This window comes from Psychrobacter sp. Cmf 22.2, assembly GCF_001921745.1.
Lineage (GTDB): Bacteria > Pseudomonadota > Gammaproteobacteria > Pseudomonadales > Moraxellaceae > Psychrobacter.
Window position 1 is genome coordinate 1 of record NZ_MRYA01000075.1, and the last position, 243, is coordinate 243.

Below are 243 nucleotides of genomic sequence, written 5' to 3' on the forward strand. Positions count from 1 at the left end.
AGATCATGATAATTTCTCACAATAATCCCATTTGCATAGGCTTTTGAACTTTCCATATCAACTCTATTTGCACCTGTATTTCCTATTTCTACAGCTGTAAAATTTATAAATAATCCATTGTTTGAAGGGTCTGTAATAATCTCTTGTTGTCCAAATGTTGAGTTATTATACACTAGTTTTCCAACAGCAGTTGTATCTGCACCAAAAGAGTTTGCCTCTAAAAATATCCCGTTTTCTAAATAA

General features: G+C 31.7%; 1 protein-coding gene. It reads right to left on the minus strand.

What is annotated here, in order from left to right:
• Positions 1-243: carbamoyl-phosphate synthase domain-containing protein (locus tag BTV98_RS13365; RefSeq protein ID WP_305954781.1), on the minus strand; the 243-nt coding region annotated here is incomplete at both ends.